14 protein-coding genes are annotated in these 26534 nt (G+C 55.0%); 8 read left to right on the top strand and 6 right to left on the bottom strand.

The genetic code is table 11. The annotated features are described in order from the left end of the window. Positions 1-179: 179 nt before the first annotated feature. The 5 genes from OSC10802_RS0101610 (at position 180) to OSC10802_RS0101590 (ending at position 7437) form a co-directional block, all read left to right on the top strand. Positions 180-509: a hypothetical protein gene (locus tag OSC10802_RS0101610; protein ID WP_017715038.1), complete on the top strand. Its 330-nt coding sequence runs from the start codon at positions 180-182 to the stop codon at positions 507-509. Between the two features lie 206 nt (positions 510-715). Next, a complete protein-coding gene (locus OSC10802_RS0101605) occupies positions 716-2794 on the top strand; it encodes a dynamin family protein (RefSeq protein WP_017715037.1) in 2079 nt (692 codons plus the stop codon). A 108-nt stretch (positions 2795-2902) separates the two neighbouring features. Continuing rightward, the gene (locus OSC10802_RS0101600; RefSeq protein ID WP_017715036.1) at positions 2903-4981 is read left to right on the top strand and encodes a dynamin family protein; all 2079 of its coding nucleotides are present in this window, start codon (positions 2903-2905) and stop codon (positions 4979-4981) included. 129 nt (positions 4982-5110) lie between these two features. Continuing rightward, positions 5111-6790, top strand: coding sequence for a dynamin family protein (locus tag OSC10802_RS0101595; RefSeq protein ID WP_017715035.1), 1680 nt, complete (start codon positions 5111-5113; stop codon positions 6788-6790). Between the two features lie 215 nt (positions 6791-7005). After that, positions 7006-7437 (top strand): J domain-containing protein, encoded by a 432-nt coding sequence (locus OSC10802_RS0101590; RefSeq protein WP_082218225.1) that lies wholly within the window; start codon positions 7006-7008, stop codon positions 7435-7437. Between the two features lie 318 nt (positions 7438-7755). Here the strand turns inward: OSC10802_RS0101590 and OSC10802_RS38245 are convergent, their stop codons facing one another. Then, entirely contained in the window at positions 7756-8094 is a 339-nt protein-coding gene (locus tag OSC10802_RS38245; RefSeq protein ID WP_063711954.1) for a type II toxin-antitoxin system VapC family toxin, read from the bottom strand. 241 nt (positions 8095-8335) lie between these two features. Further along, positions 8336-10942, bottom strand: a complete 2607-nt coding sequence (acnB, locus tag OSC10802_RS0101580) for a bifunctional aconitate hydratase 2/2-methylisocitrate dehydratase (protein WP_017715032.1) — start codon at positions 10940-10942, stop codon at positions 8336-8338. A gap of 555 nt (positions 10943-11497) precedes the next feature. Between acnB and OSC10802_RS43815 the strand changes: the two genes are divergently transcribed. Continuing rightward, positions 11498-15136, top strand: coding sequence for a sensor domain-containing protein (locus OSC10802_RS43815; protein WP_198525038.1), 3639 nt, complete (start codon positions 11498-11500; stop codon positions 15134-15136). Between the two features lie 247 nt (positions 15137-15383). Here the strand turns inward: OSC10802_RS43815 and OSC10802_RS48570 are convergent, their stop codons facing one another. Continuing rightward, complete coding sequence (locus tag OSC10802_RS48570; protein WP_155967295.1) at positions 15384-15650, bottom strand: hypothetical protein; 267 nt, start codon at positions 15648-15650, stop codon at positions 15384-15386. 442 nt (positions 15651-16092) lie between these two features. Here OSC10802_RS48570 and OSC10802_RS47285 point away from each other — a divergent pair, with 442 nt between their 5' ends. Then, positions 16093-16437 (top strand): hypothetical protein, encoded by a 345-nt coding sequence (locus OSC10802_RS47285; protein WP_026098074.1) that lies wholly within the window; start codon positions 16093-16095, stop codon positions 16435-16437. 400 nt (positions 16438-16837) lie between these two features. Here the strand turns inward: OSC10802_RS47285 and gvpN are convergent, their stop codons facing one another. From gvpN to OSC10802_RS0101550, 3 genes are all read right to left on the bottom strand, one after another. Then, positions 16838-18037, bottom strand: coding sequence for a gas vesicle protein GvpN (gene gvpN / locus OSC10802_RS0101560; protein ID WP_017715028.1), 1200 nt, complete (start codon positions 18035-18037; stop codon positions 16838-16840). A 338-nt stretch (positions 18038-18375) separates the two neighbouring features. Further along, positions 18376-19443 carry a gas vesicle protein GvpC gene (gvpC, locus tag OSC10802_RS43805; protein ID WP_017715027.1) on the bottom strand — a complete coding sequence of 356 codons (1068 nt, stop codon included), beginning with the start codon at positions 19441-19443 and terminating at the stop codon, positions 18376-18378. Between the two features lie 749 nt (positions 19444-20192). Next, positions 20193-21692, bottom strand: a complete 1500-nt coding sequence (locus tag OSC10802_RS0101550; protein WP_017715026.1) for a CHAT domain-containing protein — start codon at positions 21690-21692, stop codon at positions 20193-20195. A 1248-nt stretch (positions 21693-22940) separates the two neighbouring features. On the opposite strand from OSC10802_RS0101550, the gene OSC10802_RS43800 reads away from it, so the two are divergent. Continuing rightward, positions 22941-26387 carry a PAS domain S-box protein gene (locus tag OSC10802_RS43800; protein ID WP_017715024.1) on the top strand — a complete coding sequence of 1149 codons (3447 nt, stop codon included), beginning with the start codon at positions 22941-22943 and terminating at the stop codon, positions 26385-26387. Positions 26388-26534: the final 147 nt, after the last annotated feature.

Genomic DNA, 26534 nt, shown 5'->3' with positions numbered 1-26534 from the left:
CGCCGGCAGGGATGCCAGAACGCATGAATATAAACGGTAAAGTTCATATTTATTCACAATATTTTAACGAAAATACCTAGGAGATGCGGCAAGAAGATGTTTAAATAGTAGAGTAGCTATTTGCATATTTATGGCAAAACTTTTCAGACACCGCTGTAGTCTTAGAAAGGGTAACACAGATGAATGCTCCAAAAGAACCAGACAGGGATCTTCAGCAACGGGAACGAGAGCTACAAGAGCGAGAGCGTGCGATTCGACTCCGGGAAATAGAGGCGGAAATTGAGCGACAGGAGCCGCCCCTGTACCAAACCAAGAAGCACCAGCAGCTTGAGGGCTCCCTAGCCGTGTGGTACAAGAGACTGGCGCAAGTGGGGAAGTTTATGGCCCTTGTTATTGCTGGGGTTGTTGCTTTTCAGCTGGCTCAGGGGATAACGGCTGTAATTGTGGTGGGCGGGCTCGGCTTTATCGCATACAAACTCTTCTTTGAGTCAGAGAGAAAAGAGCGCTAGACTCTTGGCAAGTCAGGGGATTTGCGGGCGGGAGATGAAAAGAAAAAGATTTAAATAATTAACGCGAATAAGAGCAAAAGCCAAAAGCAGTTTTACGGTGAAAACCTGGCTGTTTTGGATTCCATAGCTAACCCGTTCGCACCCCCCAGGTTCCTAACCGGCAGATTCATTGCTGTCCAAACATAATAGATTCTCAAATAACAAACATGAAAGCGAAAGTTGAAACCGTCAGCTTCCTGAACGATTTGGATCGAGTGGCCAGAACGCGGCAGGGAATCGCCAATCATTTGAGTGAGATTGCGCAAACTCTGAATCGGGCTGAAATAGAGGGAGAGAAGGCATCGGGAAAATTGGGTTTAGAAAGTGAGATAGAAGACCTCACTCTTGCGAGTAAGAATTTGCGGCAGGGGGTGTTCCGGCTTCTCGTTTTAGGGGACATGAAGCGGGGCAAAAGCACTTTTCTCAATGCCTTAATCGGGGAAAACTTGCTGCCGGCTGACGTGAATCCCTGTACGGCGGTGCTGACGGTGCTGCGCTACGGAACAGAAAAGAAAGTTACCGTTTACTTTAAAACCGGCGGGCGTCCGGAGAAGCTGGATTTCAAAACTTTTAAAGAGCGATACACGATTGACCCCAGCGAGGCGAAGCAACTGGAAGCGCAGAAAAAGCAAGCCTTTCCCGACGTCAGCTATGCCGTGGTGGAGTATCCCCTGCCGGTGCTGGAAAAAGGAGTGGAAATTGTTGACAGTCCGGGGCTAAATGATACAGAAGCGCGAAACGAACTGGCGCTGAATTATATTAACAGCTGTCAGGCTATCCTGTTCGTGTTCAGGGCGTCACAGCCCTGCACGCTGGAGGAGCGCCGCTACCTAGACAATTATATCAAAGGTCGGGGGTTAACGGTTTTCTTCTTGATTAATGCTTGGGATGAGATCGGAAAAGGACTGGTTGACCCGGATGATGGGGAGGAGATCAAAGAAGCTGAGGAAAAACTGCGGCTGGTTTTTCAAAGTAACCTGGCTGACTACTGTCAGGTGGATGGGGACGATCTGTATGAGGAGCGGGTGTTTGAGATTTCGTCGCTGCTGGCGCTGCGCCGGCGGGTGAAGGACCCAGAGGATTCTCTTGAGGGAACCGGCTTTCCAGAGTTTTTGGCCGCACTGAATACCTTTTTGACGCAGGAAAGGGCTGTGGCGGAATTGCGACAAGCTCGCACTCTGGCACGCCAAACTTACAGCCGGACGCACGAAGGGATTGAGCGCCGCATCCCTTTGCTGGAACGGGATGTGGATGAATTGAAACGCCGGATTAGCTCCGTTGGACCTGAGTTCGAGAAACTCGCTGAGATTCGCGATCAATTTCAGGAGGAAATTAGAATCGTGCGGGACCGCAAGGCCAGGGCAATTGCTGATTCCTTTCGGGCATATATTTTGAATTTAGGCAATACCTTTGAGTCAGATTTCTTGCGCTACCAGCCAGACTTGGGCTTTCTGGATTTCCTGAGCAAGGGCAGGCGGGAAGAGTTTAATGCTGCCTTCAAGCGGGCGTTCGATCAGTACATCAATGATAAGATAGCGGCTTGGGAATTAACTGCGGAGCGGGAGATGAGGGAGGCTTTTGCGGAATTGGCGCGGAGTGCGGCGAGCTATGGCGCGAGCTACAGTCAGGTGATAGATGCGATGACGGAAAAGCTGACCGGGCAAAAAGTATCCGCCGGCACCCATATCGAGACGGAGGACAGTTCGCCCGGATGGGCGAGTTGGGCGATGGGGTTTTTCTCATTAGCTACGGGGAATATTGCCGGTGTGGCGCTCGCCGGTGCCGGTTTCGACTGGAAAAATATCCTGGTCAACTGGTTCGCTGTGATTGGCATCAGCAGCTTTTTAGTGATTTTCACGGGAACATTTCTCGGACCGCTGGGGATGGCGCTCGTCGGGTTGGGGGTTGGCGCTTTTCAGGCGGATGAAGCGCGGAAAGATTTTCTGAGCGCCACCAAGAAAGAGTTTGTGAGATATCTGCCCCAGCTGGCGCAGGAGCAGTGGCAGCCGGTGTGCGATACTGTAAAAGAGTGTTTTGAGGTGTACGAGCGTGAAGTGACCAAGCGGGTGAGTGATGACATTAAGGCCAGAAAGGCTGAGTTAGATAATCTGCTCCAGCAAAAGGAGTCCCGTGAAATTAATCGGGAGACAGAAGTCAGCCGGCTGCGAGCTTTGGATGCCGGTGTGCTGTCGGAATGTCGCAGCATTGACTCTGTGTGGCAGCAATTACTGTCCTACTCGGGCTAAAATTTTACTCAGAAACCCGGTTTCTGGGAGAAACCGGGTTTGTTCACCGGTAGCCAGAAACCCGGTTTCTGGGAGAAACCGGGTTTCTTTACCCTAAATGCAACAAAGATGAGTTACAAAATAGAAACGGAAAATTTCCTCAGCGATTTGGAAAAAGTGGCCCGAGTGCGCTCTGAAGTGGCGCGGTGTCTGGGCGGGATGGCTGAAACCATACAGCGAGCCGAAGCCGAAGGAAAGCAGACTTCTGGGGAACTGGGTTTAGAAAGAGAGATAGAAGATATCACCGCCGCCAGCAATAATTTGCGGCAGGGTGTGTTCCGGCTCCTGGTGTTAGGGGATATGAAGCGGGGGAAGAGTACGTTTCTAAATGCTTTAATCGGCGAGAACTTGTTGCCGTCTGACGTCAATCCCTGCACGGCGCTGCTCACGGTTTTGCGCTATGGGGCGGAGAAGAAAGTGACGGTTTACTTTAACGATGGCAAAAGCCCGAAAGAGACGGACTTTAAAAGCTTTAAGCAGGATTACACTATTGACCCCGCTGAGGCAAAGAAGCTGGAGCAAGAGAAGCGGCAAGCCTTTCCCGACGTTGACTGCGCTGTGGTGGAGTACCCTCTTTCTCTCCTGGAAAAGGGGGTGGAAATTGTGGACAGTCCCGGACTCAATGATACGGAGGCGCGCAACGAGCTATCCCTGGGGTATATTAACAATTGCCACGCCATCCTGTTTGTGCTGAGGGCGTCGCAACCCTGCACGCTGGGAGAGCGCCGCTATCTGGAAAATTATATCAAAGGGCGGGGGTTGAGTGTTTTCTTTCTGATTAATGCGTGGGACCAGGTGCGGGAGAGTTTGATTGACCCTGATGACGAGGAAGAATTGCAAGCAGCGGAACACCGGCTGCGGCAAGTCTTTAAAGCTAACCTGGCTGAATATTGCGTGGTGGACGGGCAGGATATTTATGATGAGCGGGTGTTTGAGATTTCGGCAATTAAAGCGCTGCGCCGGCGGCTGAAGGATGCTTCTGCTTCTCTGGCGGGGACTGGGTTCCAAGAGTTTCTCGGCGCACTCAACACGTTTTTGACGAAGGAGCGGGCAATTTCGGAATTTCGGCAAGCGCGCACTCTGGCGCGCCAGACTTCCGCCCGCGTGCGGGAAGCGATTGAGCGCCGGCTGCCATTACTTGACCAGGATGTCAATGAATTGAAGCAGAGGATTAGCTCGGTTGAGCCGGAGTTTAACAAACTGGCAAATATTCGCGACCAGTTTAAAGACGAGATTAGAACAGTGCGGGACAGCAAGGCGAGAGGGATTGCTGATTCTTTTCGCACTTATGTCCTGAATTTGGGGAATAGCTTTGAAACGGATTTCTTGCGCTACCAGCCCGAGTTGCGGCTGATGGAGTTCTTTGATGCCGGGAAACGGAAAGCGTTTGAGAAAGCCCTCGGTGAGGCATTCGATCGGTATGTGAATGACAAGTTTGCTGAGTGGAGTCTGACGGCTCAGCGGGAGATGGATGCGGCTTTCCTCGGGCTGTCGAAAAGTGCGGCGAACTATGGGGCTTCCTACGCGCAGGTGACGGACAAGATTACGGAGAAGCTGACGGGGCAAAAGATTGCTGTCGGGGGGAGCACTTCTGGGGAGGATGATTCTCCGGGCTGGGCGCGGTGGGCAATGGGGCTGATTTCTCTGGCGTCGGGGAACTTTGCCGGTGTGGCGCTGGCGGGTGCCGGTTTTGACTGGAAAAATATTATGCTGAATTTCCTGACTGTGACCAGTATTTCAGTGATTGCGGCTTCGGTTTTCGGGGTGATGATGGGACCTCTTGCGCTGGCGCTGCTGGGGCTGGGAATGGGTGTGCTGCAAGCGGATCAAGCCCGCAAAGAATTGGTGAAGGCTCTCAAGAAAGAGCTGGTGAAACATTTGCCTCAGGTGGCTCAAGAGCAGTGGCAGCCTATTAACAGTGCGGTGCAGGAGTGCTTTGACGCTTACGAACGCGAAGTTATGAATCGGGTGAATGATGACATTTCGGCGCGGAAGGCGGAGCTAGACAATCTGCTCAAGCAAAAGGAGTCTTATGAAATCAATCGCGGGGCGGAATTGCAGCGCCTGAAGAAGTTGGAGGCTGATGTTTTTTCGGAAGCGCGAAGTGTTGACACGGCTTATCAGGAATTCCTGGTATCTTTGAGCTGAAGACCGGCATCGGGGCGCAGGACAGGCATCCCGCCTGTCCCGGGAGTGGGACAGCCGTCCTATTCAGTTTTTAATTTTAAATTTCCCAGATTCTAGAAATATCACTTTGGAGGGTGTGGTAAAAGCACTATGCACCGGCAGGAATCCTATCAGAACCTTGTAACTACCCTTAAATCCGCACTCGGCGTGCTGGAACTCGACAAAACCTCACAGCTTTATCGGGATGTCACATCAATATGCGACCACCTCGCAAGTCCAATCTTTCGGATTGCTGTATTTGGCCCGTTCAATTACGGCAAATCAACCCTGCTCAATGCCTTGCTGGGAACCCGCACCTTACCCATCGATTTGATTCCCACCACCGGCGCTGCGATTCGTGTCCGGTATGGCGACGCGCCGCACACTCGGATTGTCCTAACAGATGGCACGGAAATTAGCAAAGCCGGCACTGAGGTACTCAAGGAATACGCTATCCTGGACGAGCAAAGACGGATGCGCGGCGATGTGGCATCTGTCGAGGTTTTTTGCCCGCATCCCTTCCTGCAAACGGGTGTGGAACTGCTGGATCTGCCGGGTACGAATGACCGGGAAGCCCAAGATAATTTGGTGCGCGACCAACTGCTAACTGCAGATTTGGTGGTTCAGGTGCTAGACGCTCGCAAGCTCATGACCTTGGGCGAGCGGGAAAACCTGCGAGATTGGCTGCTTGACCGGGGGATTAAAACGGTTGTGTTTGCGGTCAATTTCATGAATTTGCTGGAAACTGAAGAGCAAAAAGAAGTTAGCAACCGCATGCGTTTTGTGGCGGAAAGTTTTCGCTCACAACTGCCGAATAATATCAGCAACCTGTATCGGGTTGACGCCCTGCCGGCTTTGAGAGCGTGGCTGAAAGGAGATATGTCTGCCTTACAGGTGACGGGATTCGGGATGTTTGAATCGGCGCTGCAAAGTATTGTGGCGGTGGAAAAAGAGAAGACGGCAAGCCGGCTCCCCCGCGCGATCGCCAGCGGAACTCAGGTGCGCGACGCGCTGCGCGCCAAGGTGGACGCGATCGCCACCGGCTTGCGAGCGGCTGAAGACAAGCGCAATGCTAAGATTCAGATTCAGCAAAGGGCGGAGAAACTGATTAAACAGGGGTTTGAAGGGAGTGTCTCTGATTTTCAGAGCTGGCTGTACTTGCCAAAACTTATAGATGGCTTTCAATCTGAACTGGCGGCGGCGCTGCAGCAAGGTGAGTTTAGCACTTGGGAAAGCGGGCGATTCCGGCAGGAGATTATAGCACAGCAGCAGGCAATTGTCAGCTGGGTGAATAAGGCTTGCCAGTTTTTCAATCGCCAGCATCCGGGCGATCTAATTATACCATTTCCTGGCGCTCCAGAAGTGTTGCTACCGCCTCCGCCAGCGGCTTCTAAGTCGTCGTCGAGTGGCGCTGCGCCGGTGGCGATTGCGACTGGGCTGGGTTGGGTTTTAGGTGGGCCGGTTGGTGCGGCTGTGGCTGCCGGTGCTGCTTATCTCCTCAATCAGGCTGGAGAGCCAGAAACGCCCGAACCTTCAACTTCAGCCTCTTATCTGAGTCAGGTACAAGAAGCTTACGCTAAGGCGGCTGAGAACTATCTGACTCGCTTCAGCACTGACGCTTTCTCGGCGCTTCGCGAATATGAGGAAAAGGTTGGGAAGGTGATTAGTTTTAATGTGTCTGAGGAGCCGGTGGAGATTGTTAACCAGCGCCACCAGCTGGAGTTCGCGCGCAATTTAGTGGATAATTTGACTCAGGAGTTGGAGTCGGTGAGGGCGAGCTTGGCTGAGTAGCCCCCTCCCCCTTATTTAAGTAGGGTGGGTTAGCGATAGCGTAACCCACCCCACACCACATTAAGTGTCCCTGCGTAAGTCCTGTTTATAAACCGCCCCCGTGAAGGATCGCCCAGAGAAGAGAGAGAAATTGCAAGGATTTGAGTGAGCTATAGAGCGGATCTCAGTTGGATGAACTATGCCTGAGAACCCCGGTTTCTCAGAACCTCACTAATATGAGAAGCGCTATAATTTTAGAAAATTTAAGGGATGAGACATATAAACTAATGGACAGTTTGGAACGCAAGTTTATCGCTCTCGAAATTGATGCGGAAGTGGCAAAGCTCAAACAAGAACTGCGCAATAAAGGGGTTCTGACTGGGCAGCAGGGCGCAGCGTCGAGAAGTAATCTGGGACAGAGCCAGCCGGTGAGTGACAAAATCAGTCGCTTGTACCAAGTTCTCGGGGTGCAACCGGGCGCTTCCCACAAGGAGGTGAAACAGGCGTACAGGGAGTTTGTGAAAAAATGGCATCCCGACCGTTTTTGGGACAGCCCTCAACGCCAGCAGAAGGCTCTGGAAGTTGTCCAGAAGGTTAATGAAGCCTATGCGGAATTTAAAGCTAAAGCCCAAAAGTTCGTAGTTGGGCTAAAGCCCAAAAGTTCGTAGTTGGGCTAAAGCCCAAAAGTTCGTAGTTGGGCTAAAGCCCAAAAGTTTGTAGTTGGGCTAAAGCCCAAAAGTTTGTAGTTGGGCTAAAGCCCAAAAGTTTGTAGTTGGGCTAAAGCCCAAAAGTTTGTAGTTGGGCTAAAGCCCAAAAGTTTGTAGTTGGGCTAAAGCCCAAAAGTTTGTAGTTGGGCTAAAGCCCCACCCGTCTCTTCCACCCGGATGCGGGGGAAGCCGGTAGTGCCTCCAAAAAAGGATGAGGCGCTCTCGCCCCCTCCCATCCGCAACCACTCTCGCACAACCTCACCCACCACTTGAGCCTGACTATATCAGCCGCCACTCACGAGCATCCACAAATTGCGACAAATGCCCCACATTTGTCGTCGCAATCACAACCTCATTCCCCTCAGCCGCAACCAATGTAGCCTGAGCCGCCAGAATCACATCCCCATCAAGTTCCTTGGGATCTGCAGTTGGTTTTCCCCTCTTTCGCGCCTCAGCCCACAACTCAGCCGCCTTCAGCATTATTGCGGTAGAAAGGGGAAGGTATCTAACAGTAGCTTTGAGTTCGTCGAGTCGTTGGATGCCTGCCACCTTACCGGCACGGCTCAATTCCCGCCGCACTTCACAGTCGGCAATTTCAGGCAATATAGCAGTATGCACTTAGGTTATAACATTAGATATTCAGGGCAAGCGTCTCGCCTGCCCTCAAGGTTTCTGGGACAGGCGAGACGCCTGTCCTACGTCTTAACCAATATGACTGCTGCTATATATAGGAGACGCGGCGTTAGGATTTGTCCCCATTCCTAAAGGCAAAAAAAAGCCCGCGCAGGCGGGCTTAGTTTGTGTAGCGGCAGAATAAATTCCGCCGCTATAGTCGCCATCAAACCACCGGCATCACGCACTATCGCGCAGCAGCCGGCATCCCCAAAATATCCTCAATGCGGGGCATTTGATCAACAGGCACAACACGACCTTCATCCTCAAAACCGGCAATCTGGTCGAAATTCAAATACCGATACAAATCCCCAGCCAAAGGCTCAATCTTCTTCCCGACAACATCGAGATATTCCTGCACCGTTGGAACCCGCCCCAACAGCGCACAAACCGCCGCCAGCTCAGCAGAACCGAGATAAACTCGCGCATCCTTGCCCATGCGGTTGTTGAAATTGCGCGTCGAAGTCGAAAACACCGTCACGCCATCTCCCACACGCGCCTGATTCCCCATGCACAAACTGCAACCGGGAACCTCTGTCCGCGCACCGGCAGTCCCAAAAATCGCGTAGTAACCCTCCTCCTTCAGCTGGTGCTCATCCATCCGCGTCGGAGGGCAAATCCACAAGCGCACACTCACCGGCGGCTCACCGGCAAGCACTTTTCCTGTCGCCCGGTAGTGACCGATATTCGTCATGCAAGAGCCGACAAACACCTCATCAATGCGATCGCCCGCCACCTCGGACAGCAACTTCACATTATCCGGGTCATTCGGAGCCGCAACAATCGGCTCCTTGATCTCACTCAAATCAATCTCAATAACCTCTGCATACTCCGCATCCGCATCTGCTTCCAGCAGCACGGGATTCGCCAGCCACTCCTCCATCTTCGCCACGCGGCGCATGATAGTGCGAGCGTCCTGATATCCCCGCGCTACCATATTTTTCAGCAGCGCCACATTCGACCGCAAATACTCCGCAACCGTCCCCACGCCCAACTTAATCGTGCAGCCGGCACAAGAGCGCTCAGCCGTGGCATCCGTCAGCTCAAACGCTTGCTCCACCTTCAAATCGGGCAAGCCCTCAATCTCCATAATCCGACCGGCGAAGATATTCTTCTTGTTCTTCTTCTCCACCGTCAGCAGACCTTTCTGAATCGCCACATAGGGAATCGCATTCACAATATCCCGCAGCGTGATGCCCGGTTGCAGCTCACCCTTGAACCGCACGAGCACCGATTCCGGCATATCCAGCGGCATCACCCCCAAAGCAGCAGCAAACGCCACCAGCCCCGAACCGGCAGGGAAAGAAATCCCCAGGGGAAAACGGGTGTGCGAGTCGCCGCCGGTTCCTACGGTATCTGGCAGCAGCATCCGGTTCAGCCAAGAGTGGATAATCCCATCCCCCGGGCGCAAGGCGACGCCGCCGCGAGAGGCAAAAAAGTCAGGAAGTTCGTGGTGAACTTTTATATCCACCGGCTTGGGATAGGCAGCGGTGTGGCAAAAACTCTGCATCACCAAATCGGCGCTGAATCCCAGACAGGCGAGTTCTTTGAGTTCGTCCCGCGTCATCGGACCGGTGGTATCCTGAGAGCCAACCGTGGTCATCCCCGGCTCGCAAGACGTGCCGGGGCGCACGCCAGGAAGCCCGCAAGCTTTCCCGACCATTTTTTGAGCCAGGGTGTAGCCCTTGTTGGTATCTGCTGGCGCTTGAGGGCGGATGAAAGCGGTGCTCGGCTCGAAACCGAGGGCTTGGCGGGTTTTGTCGGTGAGCGCGCGCCCGATCAGCAGGGGAATCCGCCCGCCGGCACGCACTTCGTCAAAAATGGTGTCCGGTTTGAGGGTGAAGGTGGAAATGACTTCCCCAGCTTCGTTAGTGATTTCACCTTTATAAGGATGGATGGTAACTGCCATGCCGGTTTCCATCTGGGTGACATCGCACTGGATGGGGAGAGCACCGGCATCTTCGGCGGTGTTGAAGAAGATCGGGGCGATCGTACTTCCCAAAATGTAGCCCCCAGACCGCTTGTTGGGCACGCAGGGGATATCCTCGCCGATGTGCCACAGGACGGAGTTAATGGCGGACTTGCGGGAGGAGCCGGTGCCGACCACATCGCCCACATAGGCCACGGGATGGCCTTTTCCCTTCAGCTGGGCGATGGTTTGCAGCGCCCCGGGCATGCGGCTTTCCAGCATGGCCAAGGCGTGCAGCGGAATGTCGGGGCGGGTGGGGGCGTGGGTTGCCGGTGACAGGTCATCGGTGTTCGTCTCTCCCGGGACTTTGAATACCGTGACGGTGATGGCTTCCGGCAGTTTGGGCCGGCTGGTGAACCACTCCGCTGCCGCCCAGGAGTCAATCACCTGCTTGGCGTAGGGGTTGGTATCCGACAAGTTGAGGACATCGTGAAAGGCGTCAAACACCAGCAGGGTTTTGCTCAGGGCGGCTGCTGCTGAGGCGGCTATAGCAGGGTCGCTCGACTGGAGCAGGGCAATCAGGGACTGCACGTTGTAGCCACCGGCCATTGTGCCCAGGAGTTGCACGGCACCCTGGGGAGAAATCAGGGGGCAGTGGGTTTCGCCATTGGCGACAGCGGTGAGAAAACCGGCTTTGACGTAAGCGGCTCGATCCACGCCTGGAGGGACACGATCGCGCAGCAAGTGCAGCAGCGTCTCTTCTTCAAGCGCCGGTGGGTTTTTCAGCAGCTCGCACAGCTCGGATGTCTGCCCTGGAGATAGGGGCAGGGGCGGGATGCCCAGCGCCGCCCGCTCAGCAAGGTGTTTGCGATAAGATTCCAGCATCTTTTAGCTCTGTACAGATCGTCTCAGGACAATTGTGCGCTTAGAGTCAGGGTTTGTGGCAAGTGTCATTGGGGATTGGGCAGTGGGCGATGGGGCATCATCGCAGTGGGCGATGGGGCATCATCGCAGTGGGCGATGGGCAAAAGCTGGTGGGGGCGGGTTTACTAACATCTGGTAAAACCCAGAGACCTCTTGGGTGAACCCGCCCCTACTTACCCGCTGCCCCATTCCCCATGCCCCATTCCCCATGCCCTCGCCCAGCGTCCAGCCGCACCCGCCCCCATACATAGAGCTATCCTATAGCAGGTATTTTTAAGAAAAATTACCACAAGCTTGATTACAACAAACTTTTAATTTAAACTTAAAGAAAGTTTAAGTTTTTTTTAATATTGCGGGATAAAATACTAAAATTACTCACAACATGTTAAAAGCTAGCGCTGAACTGGGGGGAAAGCAATGTGTTCAAACCCACAGATAGCTGACCTATCGGGCCGGCCCAACGGGGTCGCGCAACTGAGGCAAGTGAGACAGGTAAACTTACAACTGGCACAACCAATGAGCGAGAGCCGTGGCGCAGGAGCAATGCCGGCAGCAGAGGTAACAGGACGGGTGGAGCGATGCAGGAGGTGCGAAGTGCCCTCCGTGTGCTCCGTCGTAGAATTGATGCCGGTGCCGGTGGCGATAAGCCGTCTAGCGGACGGGATCGTCTTGTACGCAAACGAGCGATTTGGCCAAACCTTCGGGCTTTCCTCCCGGGAATTGATTGGACGCCCGAAACCGGACTTCTACTGGGAGCCGGCTGAGCGGCGGCTTCTGCTAGAGGCGCTGAAGCGGGATGGGGCGGTTCGCAACTGGGAGTTGCGCGTCAAGAAAGCGGACGGCACCCCCTTCTGGGTTGCCGTGTCGCTGCAGCCCCTGATCTTCAATAATGAGCCAGCGATCTTGGGCGCGTTCTGCGAGATCGCGGAGCGCGTGCTCGCCCTACAGTCGCTTGCAGAAAGCGAGGAGCGCTATCGCCTGCTGGTAGAACTCTCTCCAGACGCGACGCTCCTCTGCCAGCAAGGCCAATTAGTCTACATCAATCCTGCCGGTGCCAGACTGCTCGGTGCCACCGGCAGCTCGGAACTCACAGGCAAGCCGGTGTCCGATTTTCTCCCCAATCTCGAATCTAAAATCCAGAAGATCAACTCTAAAATCGTCGAGATAGCCAGTACCGCCATCACCTATCAGGGGCAACCTGCCTCACAGGTCGTCCTCAGGGACATCACAGAGCGTCTCCTGCAACAGGAGGCGCTCCTCCAGGCCGAAGACCGGCTGCAAACGATTTTGGATGCCGTGCCCGGGATTGTTTCTTGGATTGGCTCAGATTTGCGCTACCTGGGGGTTAACAGGCATTTAGCCGCCCTTTACCGCTTGCCTCCCGCAGCCTTTGTCGGCCAGAGCATTGGGTTTCTCGGAGCCAGCCGAGACTTTTGCGAATTTGTGCGCCAGTTTTTTGCCAGTTCCGCCAGCGAAACCAGCCACGAGCTGCCGGCACAAGTGGGTGGCGAGGTGCGGAACTATCTGATGGTGGCGCAGAAGTCCAATCAGGGCGAGGCAGCGTTTTTCGTTGGGATTGATGTCACCTCCCGCGTGCGGGCTGAGGCAGCTCTGAAAAAATCGGAAGCCAACGTGAGAGCTATTTTTAATAGCAGCCTGCAGTGCATTTTGCTGATAGACCGCAATTATAAAATTCAAGCTTTTAACAGAACAGCGAGTGACGGTGCCCAACTAATTTGGGGAAAATCCCTTCAAGAAGGAGAATCTATCTATGAATACGTGTGTGCCGATAGCTTAGAGTGTTTTGACAGACATTTTCGCCTATCTATGCGAGGTCAGTCCATCAAAACAGAGCGGAATATAAAAGGAATTGGCAAGGAAAACTACTGGTTTGAAATCAGCTACAATCCGGTCTTTGACGAGCGGGGAGAGGTGAGCGGCGTCTATTTTAGCGCCGTCAATATTGACGCTCGGAAAAAAGCCATTGAGGCGCTCGCTAAAAGTGAGGAGCGTTTCCGCTCCCTGGTGCAAAACTCGTCAGATATTATCACCGTTCTCGATGCCGGCGGAACGGTCCGCTATCAAAGTCCTTCGGGAGAGCGAATTTTGGGGTACGCCCCCCAACAGTTAATCGGCAAAAACCTCTTCGATTGCGTCCACCCGGAAGACGCGCCAGCAGTCAAGAGTGCCTTTGCCAAGGCAATTCAAGAACCGGGGGCAGCCGTGAAAGTGGAGTTTCGCTACCGCCACGCGGACGGATCTTGGGTGTGTTTAGAGGCGGTGGGCAGCAACCGGCTTGACGATTCCGCTATCGTTGGCTTTGTTGTCAACTCCCGCGACATCACCGAGCGCGTGCGCCAGGAGGAGCGCTTGCGCCTGTTCGAGCGAGCGATTGCCGCCAGCAGCAACGGCATCACGATCACTGACGCCCAGCTGCCAGACACCCCAGTCGTTTACGTCAACCCCAGTTTTGAGAAATTGACGGGTTACTCGGCGGCAGAAGCGATCGGGCGCAACTTGCGGTTCCTGCAAGGCTCTGACACAGAGCAACCCGGGTTAAAGAAATTGCGGGCGGCGATTGGGGCGCGGAAAGACTGCACGATCGTTGTGCGCAACTACCGCAAAGATGGCACGGTGTTTTGGAATGAACTGCACATTTCGCCGGTGCAAAACGAGCGGGGCCAGCTGACTCACTTTATCGGCGTCCAAACCGATATCACTGACCGCAAAATCACAGAAGAAGAATTAATCTACAGTGCCTTTCACGACGCCCTCACCGGCTTGGCCAACCGGGCGCTGCTCATGGCTCGGCTGGGGCAGGCCGTGGCGCGGGCCAAAGAGAGAGCGGATTGCGGCTTTGCCGTCCTTTTCCTGGATCTCGATCGCTTTAAAACGATCAACGACAGCCTGGGGCACACCGTCGGCGACCACCTGCTGATTGCCTTCTCTCGCCGCCTCCAGGCGTTCTTCAGCAATTCTAAATTCCTTCAAAATGCCGACTTCAACATTCAAAATCACCTTGTCGCGCGTCTGGGGGGCGACCATTTTGTCATCCTCCTGGAAGGCATCCGCACCGCAAGCGACGCCACCCACTTAACTGAGCTCCTCCACAAAGAACTTCTGGCTCCTTTCAATCTCGACGGACACGAGGTATTCATCACGGCGAGCATTGGCATCGCTATTGAGGAAGGCGGAATTTATTCCCCCGTCAGGCAATATCCTTCCTCCCACTCGGCAGACTTCCTGCGCGATGCCGACATTGCCATGTACCACGCCAAGGCGCGGGGCAAAGCCGGCTATGCGGTGTTTGACAGGGCCATGCGCGAGCGGGCTGTGGCCCAGTTGCAATTGGAAAATGACTTGCGGCGGGCTATCGAACGCCAGGAGCTCCAGCTTTACTACCAGCCTATTGTCTCCCTGACCGATCTGAGGATTGTCGGTTTCGAGGCGCTGGTGCGCTGGATTCACCCACAGCGGGGCTTTGTCTCGCCCTCCGAGTTCATCCCCCTCGCCGAAGAAACCGGCCTCATCCTCCCCCTGGGAGCCTGGGTGCTCCGGGAAGCTTGCCTGCAGTTGCGCCAGTGGCAGCTCGACGGGCACAGCGCCGATGGGGGGGCTCCGCCGGCGCTTTGCTCTGCCCCTGCGGCGCTGACGGTGAGCGTCAACCTCTCCGGCAAGCAGTTTTTGCAACCGGACCTGGTGGGACAAATCGACCAAATTCTCTCGGAAACCGGCTTGGATGCCGCCTGCTTGAAGCTGGAAATCACCGAAAGCGCCCTCGTGGACAATACCGAATCCGCCGCCCAGATGCTGTCTCAACTCAGAGATCGCAATATTCAGCTGTGTCTTGATGACTTCGGCACCGGCTATTCATCCCTGAGCTACCTGCACCGATTTCCCCTCAACACGCTGAAAATTGACCGCACCTTCATCAACCGTACCGGCGTTGAGGGCGAGGGCACCGAAATTGTCCGGACATGCGTCATGCTGGCTCACAGTCTGGGCATGGATGCGGTCGCCGAAGGCGTGGAAACAAAAGAGCAGCTGGCACAGCTCAGGGCTCTCGGCTGCGAATACGCTCAGGGATACTTTTTCTCTAAGCCATTGCCCGCCGCCGCCGCACTGGCAATGCTTGCGGCACCTCCGCAGTGGTGACATCCCTGCTGCCTTTTCACTGCACTCTACCTTTCTCTTTCGCTTCTCCTTCCCGGGCAAAAGTCCGGGAAGGAAAACTCATATCCTCTCAGGTTAATTAACCGCAATTCACTTGCCGGTGCCCCATGCCCCATGCCCTGCGCCCCACCCCCCATGCCCTCCCTGCTACTTTCCAAAATGGATGCAACCGGATATAATATAATTTACAGGCAGTCACTCACCATTCATAGCCCCCATGTCCCACCGGCTATCCTGCGGAAGAACTCTCCCCAAATTTAGCACCATGCCGCGCCAGAAGTCTGAACTGACTGCCGGCGTGGATATCTGCAAGCTGCTCCTTGAAAAAAAACGATTGCAACAGGAGCTGGAAATGATGGAACAGCGCCGGCAGCAAATAACCCATCGCCTTGCCGTTATTGAAAATCAGCTTGTCTCGCAGACAGCCAACATCCAGCAGCAGCAGGAAAACCCACCGGCACCCCCAAACGTGCCGGTGCCCGCTCCCCCTGCTCATGCACCTAATTCGCAATCTTTTGTGCTAGAATATTAAGCGGGCGCTGTGTTTCGGTAAAAGCTCCGCACAGCACGGAGGACACAAGCCTCTCCTCCCGTCACCGAGTTCGCCGGGGAAATATTACGTCTGATTGATTTCTTTTTAGAAGGAACCGCCAATACGCCGAGAACGCCAAAAATAAGAAAGACAGAGGTAGTCTTTCAGTACAATTAAAGGAGCCTCCGCCTCTTAGCCCCCTCCCCGAAGCGCGGGGAGGGGGTTGGGGGTGGGGTTGATACCACGGTCTGCACGACACCAAAATCTAAAACAGTCGCTTGAGTCCTGTGCCGCGACAGGGATAGCAATAAAACCCGTTGCTTCGCTTCGTGCCGGTGCCCTTGCAAGCGGGGCACAGCTCAGGAGGACTCTTGGGCTCGTCGAGCGAGGGCCGGCGGTACTGGAAATGGAATCCCTTCCCGCCACAGGCGAGACAGGGATTTCTGCCACCTATCGGGGACACCCCAGTGGCGCGGCAGTAGGCGCAGCGGACGGTGGGAAAAAAGAGCCGGTGAGCCCCGCGCCCGTGACAGACGGGGCAAGTCGAGAGCGGGGACACGATCCCGAAACGGTCTTTGCCGGTGCCCTCGCAGTAGGGGCAGACGCACATTTTCGAGTTGGCCTCCCCGCTACCCACCTGGGGTTGGGAGGGCAGCAGGGGTTGGGGGGACACCAGGGGTTGGGAGGAATCGATGTTTGGGGAATCGATGTTTGGGGAATCGATGTTTGGGGAATCGATTTTTCTTTCTAGATTCTTCATCGCTAATCTCAGATGTAAAATCCTTTTGACGGCTCAGCTACTGCCGGCTTGCCCGCACCTCAGGGGCGAACCGCCGGCAAGCCCCTACGCATGAGCGCCGGCACTCTTGTGCTTGCAAACTCTTAACCTGCTATCGCCTATAGCAGTTCTAAATAATTTGCGCAAATGCTGGGGCCCAGAACCCCGGTTCCTTTAAGAAACCGGGATTCTGAAATTTACACGAATGATTTAGACTCGCTATATGTGAATTATATCAACTCCGAACCGCGAGTTTTGTTTTTGATAGGGGATAAATTCCGTTCCGGCAAGAGTTTTCCCCTCAGGACAGACCGGCGAAAAGTCATCCCGCCGGCAGAGGGCCGGTTTTCACTGCCCGCTTGTGGCGTAACCGTCACGAATTATTCTCTGCCTTCAGGGCAAAACTGCGGTCTTCCCGCTGGTGGACTGCGCCCTTTTTAATCAGCGCTCGCAGGGCGTCCGCAGTTTGAACCCGATTTATCCCCAATGCCGCCTCTATTTCAGAAATCTTCGCTCCCCCAGACTGCTGCAAATAGGCGTAAACTTCCCCCTCCCAAGACACGACCGCAGCGGGGGGGGTGAGGGATTCTCCCCCGTTTGCCGAGGCGGTGGGCAGGGCTGCAATTGCGGCGATCTCCCGCAGGGGGGAGTGGCCAAAAGCACCGGCAGCCGCTGTTTCTCTCACATGCCCGGGCAACCTCTCGCGCAAAACTTCTGACAGAATTTTTATAGCAGCGCCCTGACTCAAGGACGTGCGAGACAGCAGCACGTCCGCACAAATATCCCGAAAATCGTCACTGTCTGCTGTCAGCGAAATCCCGTGGTCGCGGCACACTTTGGCGAGCGTCAAACAGGACCGCAAGCCAGAAGACTTTTCCGTGCTGGCTCTCAGCCGAAATGCTCTCACCAGCTGAACAATCGAAAGGGCTTTGTCTGGGTCGATGCCGGTTTTTTGCACCAAAATCTCGGTTTGGGTCTTTTCGTCCGGTTCCGGCATATTGACGGTCACCACCCTGTCCATCAAAGCGTCTTGAGCGCTGTGCACGCCGCTGTACTCTTCCGGATTTGAGGTTAAAATAGCGCGGAAGTCGGGGTGAACGCGAATGTATTCCGACCGGTTCCCGCTTGTCGGGAGGACGAGGAGTTTCTCTTCCAGCGCCGAGAGCAGGACGTTGTTCATTTCTGGGCGAGAGCGGTTAAACTCGTCGTAAACTAGGGTGTACCCTTCCTTGGCGGCGAGGGTGAGTCGGGAATCCACCCAGTTTTCTTTGAGTTCGTCCTCGATTTTGACAACGGTGTGAATGTAGTTATCGACGACTTTTTTGCGGCTGTAACCGGCATCTTTGCCAATCAGGTCGGAGGTTTTTAGCTCGTCGTCGCCAAATACCAGCAGCACTGGACGCCCCAGCAAGTCGGCTAAGTGCAGCGCCAGGGTGGTTTTGCCGGTGCCGGCAGGTCCGCGCAGGTGGACGGAAAAGCCAGATTGCAGGTAGCGCAGGGAGCGCACCGCTATTCGCTCAACTGCCGGCGTGTTGACAAACCCTTTGCGACGCACTTGCAGCACAGTGGACATATCGGTTTAAGACCAATTTTGAATTTTGGATTTTGGATTTTGGGTTCAAACCCCGGGCATCCAGAGGGTTTTTTCGGGGGGAAAAATACTAAACTGTTAGGCTTTTAACCTGCTTTTCCCTTCCAAGGAGGCTCTGCCTCCAGAGAAGGAGGCTCTGCCTCCAGAGGGCGTTCCCAGCCTGAGGCTGGGAACGAGAGAATAGCCTGGGAACGAGAGAATAGCAGTAGCCATTTAGGTTAGGACGTAGGACAGGCGTCTCGCCTGTCCTCTAGCCCCTGCATAAGGATTGTTCGCCCCTGCAGCAGGATTGTTTGCCGCTGCAGGAGGATTGTTCGCCTCTACTGGCTGACTTCTGGCCCGACCGTGTATGTCCGGTCGCCCTGAACAATCAAACCTTTTGTCAGGAGAGAGTTCAGAATGTCCACCGCCTGCACGCGGTTGAGCCCCAAAGTTGCCTCAATGTCCGCCACGCGAACAACGTCACACCGCTGGATGTAATCGTAGACTTGCTGCTCGTCGGCGAGGGAAATCGCTTGGGCTGCTTCCGGGAAGCCGGCTGCTGCTGGCGCTATTGCGGTTGTGGCGCGGGCGGTGGGTTCCGGAGCGGGTGCCGGTGTCCCCCATACCGACTGGCGCAGGTTGGCGCGATACTCCCGCAATTGCCCCCGAAAGCTGGCAAAGCTCTGGAATAGGGCGCGCATTGATGCGGTGCGTTCGGCTCGGTTTTGCTGCAAGGACTGCTGCAGCTTTTGGGCGCGCTCCGCTCTTGCCAGTTTCAGCTGTTGCAGGAAGCTGCCCATGTCTGAGCGCAGCGACTCTATATAAGTGGCCAAATCTTCTGCCAGCTTTTCCCGAGTCAATCGCTGCTGGGACTGAATCGACTGGCGCAGTCGGGCAACGGTGACAGTCAGTGTTTTGTGAAAGTCGCGCAAATCTTTGGTGAGTGATGCGCGCATCTGGGATCTTTCTGTAGCCGTCAGCGCTAAAAACTGCCGAGTTTGCTGCTGTAGCGAGCAGACATATTGATCTAGGCGTGCGGCGAGCTGTCTGGCTCTGGCTTGACGCTCGCTGCCGGTGCTTGACAGAAATGCCTGCGTGTGCTTTTTCAATTGCGGGTAAAACTGCTGCGCCAGCGAGAGCCGGTGTTGAGCTTCTCGACCGGCAATTGTACCCTCTGGGAGGGCACCCTCCCCAACTGGACTCAGTTCGCCGGTGTTTAGGGCAGCAGGGGCGAGTGCGGACAAGCCCCTCCGCTGTTTTCGCTTTTCGGCTAAGCTGTGGCGAACTTGTTGCTGGCGCTGAGTTATTTCTTGCCGGCGCTGTGCGCGCAGCTCTTGCCACTTGTCTTTGAGAGCCATTGTCCCATTTTCCTCCGCAACTTGCTGGCGGGTTAGGGGCGAACCCATTTTGGCTTTTCGATTTTATATTTTAACTCAAGTTGCTACCTACAAGCCGTGAGCTTTTCGAGCTGCCCAGACGGGGCGGGTTTTTGTGCCACCGGCACTAGAAAAGGGGGGGCTTTTCCAGTTCCCCTCGTTCCCCTCGTGCCCAGGCTCCTTATGGGAGACGCCGTTTTGGAGGCAGAGCCTCCAACAGTTGCAACTTGGGTTATTTTACTCAGCATTCGCCCTCTATATATCCAGCGCTCAATAAAGCGAGGCCGCCCTGACGCTCTCAACCCTGCCCCAACACCCCTTGACTTGGGTCGAGAGTTGGCAAGGACATGTGCTTGTCGCTATAGCAATAGACAGCTCAGTCATGGATAAAGCATCTCACTGAGTAGCAGGTATAGGGTCGGAGGGAACGCAATTCCTACGTCTGTGCCCTAAGTGGCTGCTGCTATACATGGCGAGGGATTAACGGAGGGTAAACCTGACGGGAGATTCCGCTCGGTCTTTTCACCTACGAATTGAGTGCGGTTCAAGATTTGAGGGTGAAAGAGTTCCTTGCCTCGGGCAGGGCATGAGAAAAAGATAAAAAAAATTAAAGCCCCGATATCAGTTTACAGCCAAAAGCTGGCACCGCAAATGCGGAATATACTGAAGTGGGGGAGAGCGGCACGTTCGCTCCGGGGTGGAAAGGCCCGCCCCGGAGGGCCGGGGAAGGAGGCTGTTCCGGTGTCCGCGCTGATCCGTATCGTGCCGCCGGCTCCCACTCACCAGGGGCTGCCAATCATAACGAAGCCCGCCCAGTAGTAGGGGTGGGAGAGATTCTGATTGGGAAGTCGTGCCAGTTCTGGAGGCAGGGGCACAATGCCTGTCGAGCCGGTGAGGGTGCCGTTTTCCAGGCGCACTTCCCCCCGCAGCATGGCGAGCTGCGCCTGCCTGAGGGCTTCGGCTTTGATGTTAGCACTCTTGAGCTGCCGGTAAAACTCGGTCATCAGGCCGAGGGTGCCCTCATCGCTGACGTACCAGAGACTGGCCAGGGCCGACTTAACTCCGCTGTAGACCGCCAAACCGGCAAAGCCCAACTCCGCCTGCCGGTCTCCCAGTGCTGTGCGGCAGGCGCTGAGCACGAGCAATTCCACTTTTGGGTCACTCAAGCGCAGCTGTTTGACCTGTTCGAGGCGCAGCTTGCTGTCCCACAGCTGAATGTAGGAGTTGGCCGGTCGTCCGGGCAGGAATTCTGCATGGGTGGCGAGGTGAACAATGGGATACGGTGTTTTTTGGCGCTGGGCGTTGAGGTTGTCCAGGGTGAAGTCTCTGTTGAGAAAGGCTTTTCCCCGCCACAGCTGGCCGGCAATCGTCTGAATTTCCACCGGCACTGCCGGCAGGGGCGCAAGCTCGGAAAATTGCGACGCCCCCATCGCCAATACGCTGGCGTTCTTGAGGGAAACGTAGCGAGTGTCGGTCAAGCTGAAGCAGGGAATCATCCCGACAGCGTATTTTTCTACGAGAAACTTTTGGCCGTCGTGGAGGGCAGCCACCGGCAGGCTTCGCAACCCCACATCCATCGCAAACAGCAGCGTGTCAGTGCCTTGCGCTTGCAGCTGGGCTTCCAGTGGCGCAACCAGCCAGTCATGCAGCTGCTTCGCGGGGGCTAGATAGCCGGTGCTGTCCCGCAGGCGGGGGTCTGTGATTTGATTTCTGAACTCTTTAATGGCGGCGAGCAACGCTGCTCTGTTCGCCGCCGGCACGCTCAGGTTCCCGGGTTTGCCCTCTGGGGTGAACAGCAGCAACTCCAGTCCGTCGGGGAGTGCGAAGGCATAGATAACAGCCGGCTTTTTCCCGGTTTGGCGGGCCAGCTCCCTGAGGGTATTTTGGATGCTTTCCGGCGTTATTGCCGTCTGAGGGACGCTTTCTCCAATATATTGCGAAAATTCTCTTCCTTTTAATTCCTGAATGTATCCCGTAGCTTTATTCAGCATTCCTCGGTGCAGGGTGTCGCCCACCATTTCGGGGGTGGCATCTGCCGCCCCTGTATCCGCTCTGTCGGTGGGAGCCCTCTCCTCCCCCCATAGGGGGAGAGGGGGGAGAAGAAGAGAAGGGGAAGGGGATTGTGGGGGCGCGGTGGTGGCCATCGGGGCCGCCGGCAGCCGCACATCTGGGGGCGTCACAGGGGGGGTGGCGGGTGCCGGTGAGCCGTCGAGAGTCGCGTGCGCCAGGACGACTAGCAGGCAGCTGGCCAGAAAAGTTAAGATTCGTCGAACTAACATTTGACTAGCACACTTATTGATGTCTTCTTTGGGGAAAGCGTTGAAAACTGAACAGTTTGTTGATGGGCGGATGTTAAACTTCTAAAAAATCCTGTCTCTATCAAACAGGCTCGCCTCGCACAGTCTTTTTCATGCCCAGGCGAAAAAAATCCTTTCTCTCAAGGCTATCTCTATTTTGACTGATTCTCGCCCCGGTGTCAAATGAGAGCGCGCTTTCGAGTGCTGTCCCCGCCTTTGCCGGTGCGTTGGGGTTTTGTAAATGGACGAAACGCCACGGCTTGGGGTTCCGTTTTGTGTCACACTCTGGTAAGAGGGCAAGAGTTTTACCTGCTTTGGAATGCTTGCCGGGGGAGAGCCGGCGATTGAGGTGCAGGTGGGGACGCCACCGAATTTTGAGAGGGTGCGCTCTCTCAATTGCTTTAAAAAAATGTTGATAAAATCACAGCAAATAGGCCAGCTGCCTCTCACGGGTTTCGCCGGGTTTTTGAAACTTTTCGCAGGGGCGGTCGTGGGAACAGTTTCTGAGAAGCGGTTCGCAGTGCGCTGCCAGGAACCGGCGCTCTGCCTGGAGCCAAAAATAGAGGGGTTTTCCTCCTTAACGAGGGGCTGAAAACCCCGGAAAAATGGTTTCTCAGGCATAGATAATTTACCAGTAATATCTGCAAATCTGTCTGGACTGCTTGGCTGGGGCGCTAACCCTTGGCTTTTCTTTTTAGGCCGATTTTTCAGCTGGGGCGGGAAGCGCGCCCACGAAGTGAACAGAGATAGCACTTGTGGGCGGGTGCGGCGATTCAACAAAAAATTCCAGCCACTCGGCAGCCTGTCTCAAGGGGATTCGTGATAATATCTATCTCTAGGGAGATGACCCTGTGAATGCCAGCTCCCAAAAACGAGGATATTGCTGAGCTTTCTGGGCAAAACTGACAGGAGGGGGGTTTCCAGATAACCGTTGCTTCTGCCAGACTGTTCGGGTAAGCCCGCCCCCGATCGGACTGTCTCCTACAGAAGCAGGAGCGAAGCGCTCGCCGGTACAGCCAGCGAGATCCAAGCGTCAATCCCTTCTTAAAGGAGCGCGCCCTTACAGTCAGCTGCCGGCACTTCTTTGATTGAGGAGTGGCGGAATCAGATGGGCGAGCGCAATGGTGCGCTAAAAGCCAAATATCTCGCCAACGAGCAGTAAGCACGATCGCTCACCCCTACTGGCCAAAGCGACTGCCTTGCCCACCGAATCTCAAAGAGGAGCTAACATTGCTAAGTCTACCAAGCCTAAAGCAGTTAGAACAGCTATTTGTCCAGCCGGCGCAAAATAGCGATGGAGTTTTCTGGCTGTTTTACCCCGACAGCAACCGGCTCATCTATATCAGTGTTTCGTCTCAGGAAATTGGGCAGCAGCCATGCGAGAGTCAGCACAAGCAAGACAGCGGCTTCTCGGACGCCATTGGCACAGAGAGTGCTGAGCGCTGTGTGGGTGCTATTCCCGAGCAAATCCAAGAAAGCTACAGGAAGAAGTACACGATCGTGCGGTCTGACGGAGCGGTTCGCTGGATTGAAAGTCGCGCTTTCCCACTGCGGAACGAAAAAGAAGAAATCTCTATGGTTATCGGAATAGAAAAAGACATCACCCACCGCCTGCAGCCACAGTTAGAGCGCGCCCAGTTCCTCGCGCAAGCGCCGGCAGGATGCGCTGAAGCCGAGAGAGCGCGAGAGCCGGACGCGAGCATTCCAGAAAGCATTAGGGATGGTTTTGTGAGCTTTGACAGCTTGTGGCGCTGCACCGGCGCGAACCGCAAAGCAGAGGAACTCCTAGAAAAAACGCGCTCCGAACTGACCGGCAGAAATATAAAGGAAGTGTTTTCCGCCGCCCCCGACTCTGACTATTATATTCAATGTCACCAAGTTTTAGCAGAGCGAGTCATCCTTGAGTGTGAGGAGTTTTTCGCACCTCTAAACAAGTGGTTGGCAATCCGAATCGCTCCGTGTGCTGGCGGTGTTTGCGCTTATTTCCAAGACATCACCCACCGCAAGCGTGCAGAAGCTGCGCTCAAAGAAAGTGAGGAGCGATTGAGGCTTGCGCTGTCAGCCGCCGGACTGGGCTATTGGGACTGGGATCTTCTCACGAATAGAGTAATTTTGTCGGAAAACTGCGGGCAGCTATTTGGCCGCTGCTTGGAAAAATTTGGGGGCACCGCTGAAGGTTTGCTGGAGTTTGTTTATGCAAAAGACCGCAAATCAATTGCTCTAGCATTCGCCCGCGCTATTGAGCGGGGGGCGGACTGCGAAGCAGAATTTCGGCTGGTTTGGGCTGACGGTAATATCCGCTGGGTAAAAACTAAAGGCCGGGTTTTCTGCGACCCAACCGGCAAGCCGGTGCGGATGGTGGGAACGGTCATGGATATCACCCACAGCAAGGAGGAGGCGGCGGCGCTGCGAGAGGCGAACAAGCGAATCTCAAATATTCTGGAAAGCATTACTGATGCCTTCTTTGCGGTGGACAGAGAGTGGCGGTTCACCTACGTCAATCACCAGGGGGAGAAAATTTTGCAAAAACGAGAAACCGAGCTTCTGGGCCATAACCTATGGGAGGTGTTTCCCGAGGCGGTTGGCACAGCGTTTTATCAAAACTATTGCCAAGCGATGGAGACGGGTGTGCCGGCTCACTTTGAAGAGTTTTACGCCCCACTCAACCTGTGGTGTGAGGTGCACGCCTATCCTTCCCGAGACGGACTTTCCATTTATTTCAGAGACATCAGAGAGCGCAAGCGTGCCGAAGATCAAATCAAGTTCCAAGCCAATGTCCTGTCACAAGTAAACGATGCGGTGATTGCAGTGGATTTGGAGAAGCGCATCACCTATTGGAATAAAGGGGCGGAGCGGCTGTACGGCTGCAAGTCGGAGGCGGTTCTGGGCCGGCCTTTACGAGAAGCCTATGAGTACAGCTGGATTAAACCGGAAGATGAGTGGGAGGCGCGGGGCGCTCTAGCGGGGACGGGAAATTGGCACGGCGAGGTGACTCACGCGAAAAACAGCGGAGAAAAAATCTGTGTCGAGGTATCAGCCAGTGTCCTGAAAGATGAAGCCGGCAGAAACACCGGCTCGCTGGCGGTTATCCGCGACATCACCCAGCGCGTGCGCGTGGAGGAGGCGCTGAGGCTGAGCGAGCAGCGCTTCGCTGTGGCGCTGCAAAATTCACCCGTTGTCGTCTTCAATCAAGACACAGAGCTTCGCTACACCTGGATTTACAATCCAAAGCTGGGCTACGCCGCCAACGAGATTTTAGGCAAGACGGATGCTGACCTCACCTATTCTGAAGACGCAGCCCACCTGATAGAAATTAAGCGGCGAGTGCTGGAAACGGGTATTGGGACGCGAGCGGAAGTAGCGCTGCGATCCAGTCGAGAGCAAGAGTTTTCTTACTACGACCTGACCGTTGAGCCACTGCGCGACGAATATGGTAATATTGTGGGAATTACTGCCTCTGGAACGGACATCAGCGAGCGCAAGAAGATGGAAGCCGAGCGCGAACGCCTGCTCAAACTGGAGCGAGCCGATCGCGCTGAAGCAGAAACAGCCAACCGGATTAAGGATGAGTTTCTCGCCATCCTCTCCCACGAATTGAGGACGCCCCTGACTCCCATTTTGGGCTGGGTCAAACTTCTGCGCACCCTGAAGTTTGATGAAGCGAAGACCGCTCACGCCCTGGAAACGATTGAGCGCAACGCGAAGTTACAGTCGCAACTGATTGAAGATTTGCTGGATGTTTCGCGCATTCTTCGCGGCAAGCTGGGCTTGAATTTATGTCCGGTTGACTTGGCGGGAACCGTTAGGGCGGCGATTGAAACAGTGCGCCTGCTGGCTGAGGCGAAATCGATTCAGATTCAGCTGGCGATCTGTGCGGCAGGCTGCAAGGTTTTGGCAGATCCAAACCGCTTGCAGCAAGTGGTGTGGAATTTGCTGACGAATGCGATTAAATTCACGCCTTCTGGAGGGCGGGTGGGAATCCGGCTGGATGCTGCCGGCGGGCGCGCCCAAATCCAAGTCAGCGATACGGGTAAGGGGATCAGCCCCGATTTCCTGCCCTTTGTTTTTGATTATTTCCGTCAAGCGGACAGCAAGACAACGCGGAAGCATGGCGGGCTCGGTTTGGGGCTGGCAATTGTCCGCCAGCTGGCAGAACTTCACGGCGGATCTGTGAGCGCGGAAAGTGCGGGAGAGGGGCTGGGGGCAACGTTTACTGTGACGCTCCCCCTGCTGGAACAAAACGCGGGCACTCTAGTGTCTGGCACTCTGGAAAGTAGCGAGCCAAATTCTTCCCGGCGGCTCGATGGCGTGCGGGTTCTGGTGGTGGATGATGAGGCTGACACCCGCGAATTCATCGCTTTCACACTCGAGCAGTACGGTGCGCGAGTGCGCGCTGTCGCCTCCGCGCCGGCGGCGCTCGAGGAAATCCCACTCTGGAAACCAGATTTGCTGCTCAGCGATATTGGCATGCCGGAAATGGATGGCTACATGCTCATTCGTAAAATAAGAGCGCTTGCGCCAGAAGGAGGGGGGCAAATACCGGCAATCGCACTGACAGCTTATGCGGGAGAAACTAACCGGGAGCTGATCATTTCCGCCGGCTTCCAGAAGCACCTCACCAAGCCGGTGGAGCCGGTGCACCTGGCTGCAGCGGTTGCTGAACTCACAAAAAAATGATATAGGCGAGCGGTGGGACAAGGGCGCTCGGTTTGCAGGACACTTTAGACACTTGGCGGTTAAAACCGCAGCGATACAGACAAAACCCGCAAGGCCAGGGTTTTAGAAGACTTCCAGTCCGCCAAGGGGGGGACTTTGTTTGTACGC

Origin of the sequence: Kamptonema formosum PCC 10802, from assembly GCF_000332335.1 — a bacterium.
Lineage (GTDB): Bacteria > Cyanobacteriota > Cyanobacteriia > Cyanobacteriales > Oscillatoriaceae > Oscillatoria.
Note: the sequence above shows the minus strand (reverse complement) of the source record. Positions and strands in the feature narration are given on the sequence as shown.